This window comes from Wolbachia endosymbiont of Tuta absoluta (assembly GCF_059414725.1).
Genome location: NZ_JBNRJY010000491.1, coordinates 20812 through 29914 on the forward strand (window position 1 = coordinate 20812; position 9103 = coordinate 29914).

At 32.6% G+C, this 9103-nt stretch carries 11 protein-coding genes; 6 read left to right on the forward strand and 5 right to left on the reverse strand.

Annotation, left to right across the window (positions count from 1 at the left end):
* Positions 1 to 128: 128 nt before the first annotated feature.
* Positions 129 to 1481, forward strand: a complete 1353-nt coding sequence (gene gltX, locus ACJ5GX_RS05435; RefSeq protein ID WP_017532143.1) for a glutamate--tRNA ligase — start codon at positions 129 to 131, stop codon at positions 1479 to 1481.
* Between the two features lie 851 nt (positions 1482 to 2332).
* Here gltX and ACJ5GX_RS05440 read toward each other — a convergent pair.
* On the reverse strand, positions 2333 to 2788 hold the full coding sequence (locus ACJ5GX_RS05440) for an Hsp20/alpha crystallin family protein (protein ID WP_007302039.1): 456 nt from the start codon (positions 2786 to 2788) through the stop codon (positions 2333 to 2335).
* The gene (locus tag ACJ5GX_RS05445; protein ID WP_006014948.1) at positions 2785 to 2973 is read right to left on the reverse strand and encodes a hypothetical protein; all 189 of its coding nucleotides are present in this window, start codon (positions 2971 to 2973) and stop codon (positions 2785 to 2787) included. The genes ACJ5GX_RS05440 and ACJ5GX_RS05445 overlap by 4 nt, the downstream gene beginning before the upstream one ends.
* 187 nt (positions 2974 to 3160) lie before the next feature.
* Between ACJ5GX_RS05445 and ACJ5GX_RS05450 the strand changes: the two genes are divergently transcribed.
* The gene (locus ACJ5GX_RS05450) at positions 3161 to 3868 is read left to right on the forward strand and encodes a pyridoxine 5'-phosphate synthase (protein WP_010402508.1); all 708 of its coding nucleotides are present in this window, start codon (positions 3161 to 3163) and stop codon (positions 3866 to 3868) included.
* A 1-nt stretch (position 3869) separates the two neighbouring features.
* On the opposite strand, the gene ACJ5GX_RS05455 is transcribed toward ACJ5GX_RS05450, so the two are convergent.
* From ACJ5GX_RS05455 to rplM, 3 genes are all read right to left on the reverse strand, one after another.
* Complete coding sequence (locus ACJ5GX_RS05455) at positions 3870 to 4172, reverse strand: HU family DNA-binding protein (protein ID WP_052264861.1); 303 nt, start codon at positions 4170 to 4172, stop codon at positions 3870 to 3872.
* Between the two features lie 145 nt (positions 4173 to 4317).
* The gene (gene rpsI, locus ACJ5GX_RS05460) at positions 4318 to 4719 is read right to left on the reverse strand and encodes a 30S ribosomal protein S9 (RefSeq protein ID WP_052264863.1); all 402 of its coding nucleotides are present in this window, start codon (positions 4717 to 4719) and stop codon (positions 4318 to 4320) included.
* A 47-nt stretch (positions 4720 to 4766) separates the two neighbouring features.
* The gene (gene rplM, locus ACJ5GX_RS05465; RefSeq protein WP_006014941.1) at positions 4767 to 5225 is read right to left on the reverse strand and encodes a 50S ribosomal protein L13; all 459 of its coding nucleotides are present in this window, start codon (positions 5223 to 5225) and stop codon (positions 4767 to 4769) included.
* 131 nt (positions 5226 to 5356) lie between these two features.
* On the opposite strand from rplM, the gene ACJ5GX_RS05470 reads away from it, so the two are divergent.
* From ACJ5GX_RS05470 to ACJ5GX_RS05485, 4 genes are all read left to right on the forward strand, one after another.
* Positions 5357 to 6592, forward strand: a complete 1236-nt coding sequence (locus tag ACJ5GX_RS05470; RefSeq protein ID WP_052264862.1) for a TolC family protein — start codon at positions 5357 to 5359, stop codon at positions 6590 to 6592.
* 10 nt (positions 6593 to 6602) lie between these two features.
* On the forward strand, positions 6603 to 7118 hold the full coding sequence (locus ACJ5GX_RS05475) for a PopZ family protein (protein ID WP_007302034.1): 516 nt from the start codon (positions 6603 to 6605) through the stop codon (positions 7116 to 7118).
* 75 nt (positions 7119 to 7193) lie between these two features.
* The gene (locus tag ACJ5GX_RS05480; protein WP_052264860.1) at positions 7194 to 7772 is read left to right on the forward strand and encodes an RlmE family RNA methyltransferase; all 579 of its coding nucleotides are present in this window, start codon (positions 7194 to 7196) and stop codon (positions 7770 to 7772) included.
* A 176-nt stretch (positions 7773 to 7948) separates the two neighbouring features.
* Entirely contained in the window at positions 7949 to 8305 is a 357-nt protein-coding gene (locus tag ACJ5GX_RS05485; protein WP_495292783.1) for an ankyrin repeat domain-containing protein, read from the forward strand.
* Positions 8306 to 9103 lie beyond the last annotated feature (798 nt).

Consider the following 9103-nt stretch of genomic DNA (forward strand, 5'->3'; position numbering starts at 1 on the left):
AATATTAAATTATACAATGCAGTTTGTTAAAAATAAATGTAAATTGATCTTTCAAATTTACTATAGTTCCACGTTGTTGCAAGTACAAATTTTAGTTATCATCGGTTACGTTATCACAATAGACAAATATGCCAGGTATAGTCACTAGATTCGCTCCATCACCAACAGGATTTTTACATATTGGAGGAGCTCGTACTGCGTTATTTAATTGGCTCTATGCAAAGCGTCATGGTGGGGAGTTTTTGCTAAGGATTGAGGATACCGACAGAAAACGTTCAACACAGGAAGCAATTGATGCAATAATAGATGGGTTAAAATGGCTTGGAATAAACTATGATGGAGAAATAATATACCAATCGAGAAGAATAGCTAGACATATTGAAGTTGCAAATCTTTTAGTTGAAAAGGGTAGGGCGTATCATTGTTACTGCCCCGAGAATGAAGTTGCGGAGAAGAAAATAAGAGCAAGGGAAGAAGGAAAAATATATAAGCATAAGTGTACTCATTCAACATCAAATGCAGAGCCTGTTGTTCGCTTCAAAGTGCCAGACTCAGAAGATATTGTTGTTGACGATAAAATATACGGCCAAGTTACAATAAGTAGCGACCAGCTTGATGACATAGTAATCTTGCGCTCTGACAATACTCCAACATATATTTTTGCTGTAGTGGTTGATGACCATGATGCTGGAATAACCGATATTATACGTGGCTCTGATCATCTCACTAATACCTTCAAGCAATTACTAATATACCAAGCTCTTGATTTTGATGTCCCACGCTTTGCACACGTACCGCTTATTCATGGAGAAGACGGGAATAAGTTATCTAAAAGGCATGGTGCAACAAGTGTTTGCGATTATGAAAAGATGGGAATATTGCCACAGGCAATGCGTAATTACTTGCTAAGACTTGGCTGGAGTCATGGCAACGATGAGATTATTAGCGATGAGCAAGCAATAGAGTGGTTTAATTTAGAAAGCATCGGTCGCTCACCTGCACGGCTCGATTTCAAAAAACTGGAGCATTTGAATAACCACTATATTAGTAATATGAGCAATGAAGATATTCTGACTCTAATGCTTAGAGAAAATACTCTAACTGACAAAAAAAAGAGCTATTTACTGCAGGGACTGACAGAGCTGAAAAAAAGAGCAAACTATTTGACCGAATTATTGGACTTAGCAAAATTTTATATTCAAGTTGATTTTAGTGAAGAAGCTCAGCAAATTGTCAAATCTAACCTCAATGTAATTAAGTTACTTGCATCATTTCTTTCGAGTGTAGGTAGTGAAGATTGGAATAAGAATTTTTTATCTTCTCAGATTAAGGAATTTTCAAAATTACATAATATAAAAATGAGCGATATATACCACTCATTACGCGCTCCAATAACTGGAATAATGGATGCGCCTGGAATCATCGATATCATGGTAATTCTTGGTAAAGATGAGTGTATAAAAAGATTGCAAGCAATTTAAATAAAAAATTGCTTGACAGACTCTAGTAGCTTCATTATAGTGGAGAATGAAGATTTTTTAGGATCCAAAATCTATCTTCACCTGCAGGTTTTTTCACCAAATAATCAAATTTCAGCAAAAAATATATAAGTTTATTTTTGCTAGCTCTTTATTCATATAGGAGGGTTTATGTCTAGAATTCCTGATACTTGACTTTTATTTTTAAGTTAAAAAAACAATTGGCGCCTATGGTTTTCACATTAAATCATTTTAAATTGTTAAAGTTAATACGGGCTTTTTTTGCCTTTTTTTTATTGGTATTTTTTTCATATTTTATTATATCATTATACTGTGGTACCATATAGACTTCAGTTTCATGATAAGGGGAGCAGGCTCCGTCTCAGCTATGGAATTAAAAAATGACTATGCATAAGATCTAATGGTGTGTCTAATCTATAGATAATTTTTTGTATTGCTAAGTTAATATTTTACATATCTGTTCAGTAAAGTGGCAAAAAAGACAACTAAATGAGTGTCATGAAAGTAGCTTACACGTAGTTGTAGGAATATTCATTTTTTAAGGTAAATTACACAGCAAATATTGTCATTCAAGTACTGTAATTCCAGCTTCTATAATGTCATGCCAGTGCTCGACACTGGCATCGAGCAAAATTTATCACAAACAAGACAACATTTTCAATTAAAAAATCAGTGTCTGGGTGCTAAGATGACACCTTCATAAGGGAGCCAGCATCAGCTACTTTCATGACACTCATTTAGTTGTCTTTTCTCGTTTACCTTATTTTGCCACTCTGCTGAACAGATATTAAAATAGCAAGCCTCAAGGTCAGAAGCCTGCTATTACTTACTGATTACTTTACATCAATTTTCTTGATGTGTTTCTCTGATTTAGGTATGGTTACATGCAATACCCCATCTAAAAAGTTGGCAGATACCTTATCTTGCTCTACATTTGTTGGAAGTTGAATAGATCTATAGAAAGAACCATAGTACCTTTCTTTGTGGTAAAACTGCTTATCTTTTGATTCATTATCACATGTTTTTTCACCCTTCACTATTAAGTTATCGCCAGATATACTAATGTCTATGCTTTCTTTAGGAATACCTGGTAACTCTAATGATAGGCAATAGCTTTCCTTTGTTTCATAAAGGTCACAAACTGGTAGTAGGCTACTGCCTCTTTTAGAAAGCTCTGGGTTCCATCCTGTAAAGAAGCTATCAAATATGTCATCAACGGCTCTTTGTAACCCTCTTACACTAAAATTATCACGATTATTGTTTTTATTTAAATGAACTATATTACTCATGTTGTACCTCCTTTTACTAATACATGCATTACATAATCACTCCACTTATTAATTTCAATCCTAAATCTAAAATTTTTTAGATGCGAAAAATTTTCCCCGTTTACTATAACTTGATTATGAGAAAAAATCTTATTTGGATTACCACGAGTAGTTCTATAAACTAGATTAACTGTAAAAAAGGGCAAGTGTATGCAAATTTATTACTTCTCTTTCCACTTCCACAATCAAACAATTTTGAATGTTTCTTATTTGACTTGCCAACAATGAGAATTGGTATAACTGCTAGCTCCGTCTTTCAGCTATGGCATTAAACAATGACATGCATAAGATCTAATAATATGTATAATTTATAAATAATTTTTGAGGTAAATTGTGAAATTGGGCGTTAATATTGATCACGTTGCAACCCTTCGCAACGCACGTGGAGCTTCTTATCCAGATCCATTAAAAGCAGCAAAAATAGCTATTGATGCTGGAGCAGATTTTATCACCGTACACTTACGAGAAGACAGAAGGCATATCAGAGATGAGGATGTATTCAATCTAAAACAAAACATTAGCACTGAGTTGAACCTTGAAATTGCAGCTACGGAAGAAATGCTCAAAATAGCAAAAGAAGTAAAACCCTATTCGATTTGTATAGTACCAGAAAAAAGAGAAGAATTAACAACCGAAGGTGGCCTGAATATCGTGAATATGCACAGTAAACTTTCTGGTATAATAGAGGAAATGCATAGCTTTGACATAAAAGTCTCACTGTTTATCGATCCAAATATTAATCAACTAAAATATCTTGAGAAGCTAGAAAGAAAGCCTGACATAATAGAAATTCACACAGGGGATTACTGTGATAATCCATCAGAAGAAAAATTAAAACTTATTACTAACTCTGCAGAATACATTAATAAGCTAGGAATAGAATGCCACGCAGGGCATGGCATAAATTATAAACATGCTAAAAGAATAAAAGAAATACCTCACATCTCAGCTCTTAATATAGGCCATTCTTTAATCAGCGAGGCTATATTTCATGGCTTACACAGTGTAACTAAAAAGATGAAAATGACAATATCTAAGTAGCTTATACTTTCTCTTTGATATTTAAAGTACTTGAAAGAGCTTGACTTGCTTTAAACCTTACTCTTTTCTTTTCAGGAACGGTCATAATCTCACCATTTTGAGGATTACGGCATTGTCTTTCCTTACTTATAGCAGTAGAGAATGTCCCTATTCCATGCAAACGTATTTCACCTTTACGATTTAGATCGTTCTTGATTGTTTCCATAAAAATATCATGAATCTTACTCAAACTAGCTTTTGTTATATCTATACCTTGACTAGAGCACTCTTGACTCAGTTGGTTTACTATATCTTCTTTACTCATAAATTACCTTAATATTGAAAAATTACATAAACAGCATATTATGCTAATACCAATAGTCAACTAAATTCGTCATAAAAAGAGAAAATGTCATAAAACCTTGTAAGAACTTGTATAATATTTACAAAAAAATACCATTATGAAACAATTATCTCTTAGAAAACTGACATTTTTTCCGAGCTTTATGTTGACCATATTTCTTACGCTCAACAACACGTGAATCTCTAGTTAAGAATCCACCCTTACGTAATATAGAGTGTAGATCTTGACTTATACTACTTAAAGCTCTGCTTATTCCATGAGCTAAGGCACCTGCTTGGCCAGATAGTCCTCCACCTTTTACAGTTGCAAACACATCATACCTATCTAACATAGAAGTTACTATGAATGGCGCTTTAATCATTTGACACACTGATTCTCTTTTAAAATAAGAAATTAAATCATCTTTTTTATTAACACTAAATTTTCCACTTCCTGGCTTTATCCATACTCTTGCTACAGATTCTTTCCTTCGACCTGTGGCATATGAACGACCAAGTGAGTCAATCATTGCCTTTTTTGGCTGATCATTATTATTTATTTTCACTTTTTACTCCATTATTTCTTATTTTTACGATTTAAAGAGGCAAAATCTATTTTTTCAGGTTGCTGTCCTTGATGCTTATGTTCTGAACCAGAATAAACATACAAATTTTCAAACCGTCTACGTGCCATAGGACCATCATCAAGCATTCTTTTTACTGCCATTTTTATCACACGCTCAGGGAATTTGCCATTTAAAATATTATCTGGAGTAGTTTTCTTTAAACCACCAGAATAACCTGTATGCCTATAGTAGATTTTATCTTTAAGTTTCTTTCCGGTAAAATGTACCTTTTCTGCATTAACAATAATTACATTATCTCCACAATCCATATGAGGTGTGTATTCAGGCTTATGCTTTCCACGCAATAGCGCTGCTACAAACGCTGCAAGCCTTCCTACTACTAATCCTTCTGCATCTATAACAAGCCATTTTTTATCGACTTGTTTCTCTTTTAAGAAAAAAGTTTTCATATATCAATACATAACAGTAGATTATGATACACTGAGTTGCTTGATAGTGTCAATAACATTAGTTACAACATTAGTTATTGATTATTAAAGTAATTTATGCTAATAACTTAAACAACATGCTAGAAAGCAAAATGTTTCGATTGATTATTATACTTATAATTGCTTTTGGTACTATAGGTTGCTATGCAATCGATTTGGAAGAAGCCATAAGCAAAGCTATCAAAAACAGCTCAAAAATAAAGTCTCAGTTTTACCAATATAAGAGTGCTGAAAAACAGCTGAAATCTTCTGGATTGGCTGGATTTTTACCTGACATTAATTTACAATATAATTTCGATAGTAATTTTAATATTATTAACGATCGACAAAACTCTGGAAAGCGTCTAACATTAAGCCAAAGAATAATAGACGGTGGGGGCACTTTTGCTACATTTAGCCGATCAAGTCATCTTCTTAAAGCAGCAAAAATTAGATTTCAGCAGTCAAAGCAAGAAGTTGCACTCAGCGCTGTGAAAGCATATGTTAATGTTTTACAAAAGGCAGAAATATTAAAACTGGGGGAACATAAAGAACGTGTTTCTTTAGAACATTTGTCAGCTATGAAAAAACGCTTTTCTCTTGGAGAAGTTACTAATGCTGAGGTTTTATTCGCAAAAGCAAAATTTTCATCTTCTATATCCAAAAGAGTTGATGCTGAAGGTGAATTAAAGCTCGCTAATATTGCTTACTATCATTTAATTGGTGAAGATGCTGATAATCTTCACGAGACTAATGGTAAACTACCTTCTATACCAGAATTAAATGAATGTTTACAGTTAGCAAAAACCAACAACTTGTCCCTAAAAGCAGCTATTTATAAAAAAAGAGCTGCTGGAATGGAAGTGATTGCTGAAAGTTCCAAGTGGCTTCCTTCTTTGAATCTAAGCGCAAGTAAAAATTTTGGAAAGGACAATATAAAATTAGACACGTTACTAGAAAATGTGAATGTTGTCTTTACTCTTGATATTCCGATCTTTAAAAGAGGAGTTAATGTTTTTGGTGTTAGTAGAGCTAAAATGGATGCAAAACAATCCACTTACGATTATTACGAAGCAGTAAAAAATATAGAACAAGCAGTTATAAATGCTTGGAATAACGTGCTGACAGCAAAAGCTATTATTAAAGCAAGTCAAGAAGCAGAAAAAGCAGCAGCTTTAGCATTGGAAGGAGTTGCGCAAGAAGTAAACTTAAATTTAAAGAGCACAATTGATCTTTTGGATACTGAAGATGAACTATTTAAAGCACGTTCCGATCTAATTCAGGCAAAAAGCAATTATGTAATTAGTGTTTACAACTTGCTTTTTATGATAAATAGTATAAACCTTTAAATTTAATGGTATGAGCGATAATCAATCTGTAAAAGATATACTAGAAGATATAAAAAAAGCTATATCGGGTAAAAATCCAAGTGGTGATAGAGCAGAAATAATAGATGAAGATGATGACGTATTATGCCTTGAAGAGGAGTACCCAGAAGACATCGAAGAAAAAGAAAATAGTGAAGAAGAGAATAATTGCCAAAGTGAGAAAATGAATAACCAATTTAATAGTTACAACTCAGAAGAGAAAAATTTGTATGATAATATCCAAATGAGTAATAACAAAGTGAGCTATCAAGAACAAAGTAACGAGCATTTAGTTTTAAAAGAAAATATGGAGGAAATTAAAACATTGCTTGAAAAGATGCAAAGCGAACTACGGCATAAACAACAAAAAAGAGCGGATCTTACTGTTGAAGAATTAGTTGTATCTCTTTTAAAACCTCAGCTTTCAGAGTGGCTGAATAAGTATCTACATGCATTGGTAAAAGAAGTAGTTGAAAAAGAGCTCAAAGATATAATCAATAATAAGTAGGTTATTAGTATAAAGACCAGAGTAAAAACAGCTAGAGGTAGAAAGTTATCTTCAACAAGATGGCTACATCGCCATTTGAATGATCAGTATGTGCAAAAAACCAATAAGGACGGTTATAGATCGCGCTCGGCATATAAGTTAATAGAAATAGACGATAAATTTAAACTACTCCAACAAGGGCAAAAAATTATTGATCTTGGCGCTTTTCCTGGTGGATGGTCACAAGTTGCATCTAAGAAAGGAGCGAGTGTGATTGCTGTTGACATAAAACCAATAAACGCAATTAGTGGAGTAGAGTGTATACAGTGTGATATTATCAGCGAACTTGAAATTTTAAGAGAAAAATTCAAGGATCACAAATTTGATGTAATTTTATCTGATATGGCACCAGAATCTTGCGGTTTAAAATCGTTAGATCATATCAGAATTATGCTTTTATGCGAAGCAGCGCTCAATTTTGCAAAGCATTTTTTGAATCATGATGGCAAGTTCGTAGTAAAAATTTTTCAAGGAGAGTCTGATAAAGATTTCTGCAATGAGCTAAAAAAAATGTTTAAAACAGTAAGATACTTCAAACCAAAGTCAAGTAGATCTGAATCTACAGAAATGTATTTGGTCAGCTTAGGCTTTATTGGTAGCAACCCTTCTATATAGAAGATACTTACAGAAATGTTGACGAATCTTATCCTATTAAACTGAAGATTAATAACGCTCGCACAAAAGCCCCTTTTTCTTGCTTGAGTGTTTATGATAGTTAATTAAATTCTTGACTTTATTGCTTAAGTATATAATAATTAAAGTATATTATTATTTTTATAGGAGAATTTTATATGTATTTAGCATTGTTCGAACAGGTATTAGGTATAGTAAATCGTGAAAATGATTTGAATGGTGATAACATAGTTGAAAAAATAAAAGAGCAACTAGAAAAAGTAGACCCACCTACTTGTAAAGAATGGGAGAAGAAAAGTTCTGATATAAATTATAAATTTAGTGTTGATTCTTATTTTGGCAAAGAAGAATTAACATTATTGCATATAGCATGTCTAAATAATCAAGAAAGTGTAGTAAAAGCTCTATTAGAAGCACAGGATATAGGTGTTAATTTGCAAAATCAATCTCAAGAAACTCCTTTACATTTGGCTATTGAAAATACATTGAACATGTATATTATATTACATATTTGAACAGACTAAATAAACGCTATAAATTTCCAAATAAACGCGGTAAATCCACAAATAAACCCATTAAATCTCATAATAAACTGAGTTAATAAATGAACACTGTAAATCGATAAATAAACACAATAATTCTCTAAATTAAATCAGTAAATATCTAAGTACTAATGAATGCAATAAAAACACAGTACTAGTGAAATAAAAGCAGCGTGATCAATGCTGCGCTCAACGCGGCCTGGGTACCGTTACCTGATGCTGACCTCATGAGATATTTCAACACAGTCAACAAAGGAACGCATTGAACATGTACCTATAATATTACATAAAATTTGAACAGACTAAATAAACGCCATAAATTTCCAAATAAACGCACTAAATCCATAAATATACGCATTAAATCTCATAATAAACTGAGTTAATAAATGAACACTGTAAATCGATAAATAAACACATTAATTATCTAAATAAAACCAGTAAATCTACGATCGAATGCAATAAAAACACAGCACTAGTGAAATAAAAGCAGCGTGATTAATGTTGCGTTTAACGCGGCCTGGGTACCTTTGGCTGATGCTGACCTCATGAGATATTTCAACACAATCAACAAAGGAACGCATTGAATATTATTATTATATAAATAACATTTGAGCAGCCTAAATAAACTCACATTGAACATGTACCTATTATATTACATAAATTTGAACAGGCTAAATAAAAGCTATACATTTCCAAATAAACGCGGTAAATCCACAAATAAACCCATTAAATCTCATAATAAACTGAGTTAATAAATGAACACTGTAAATC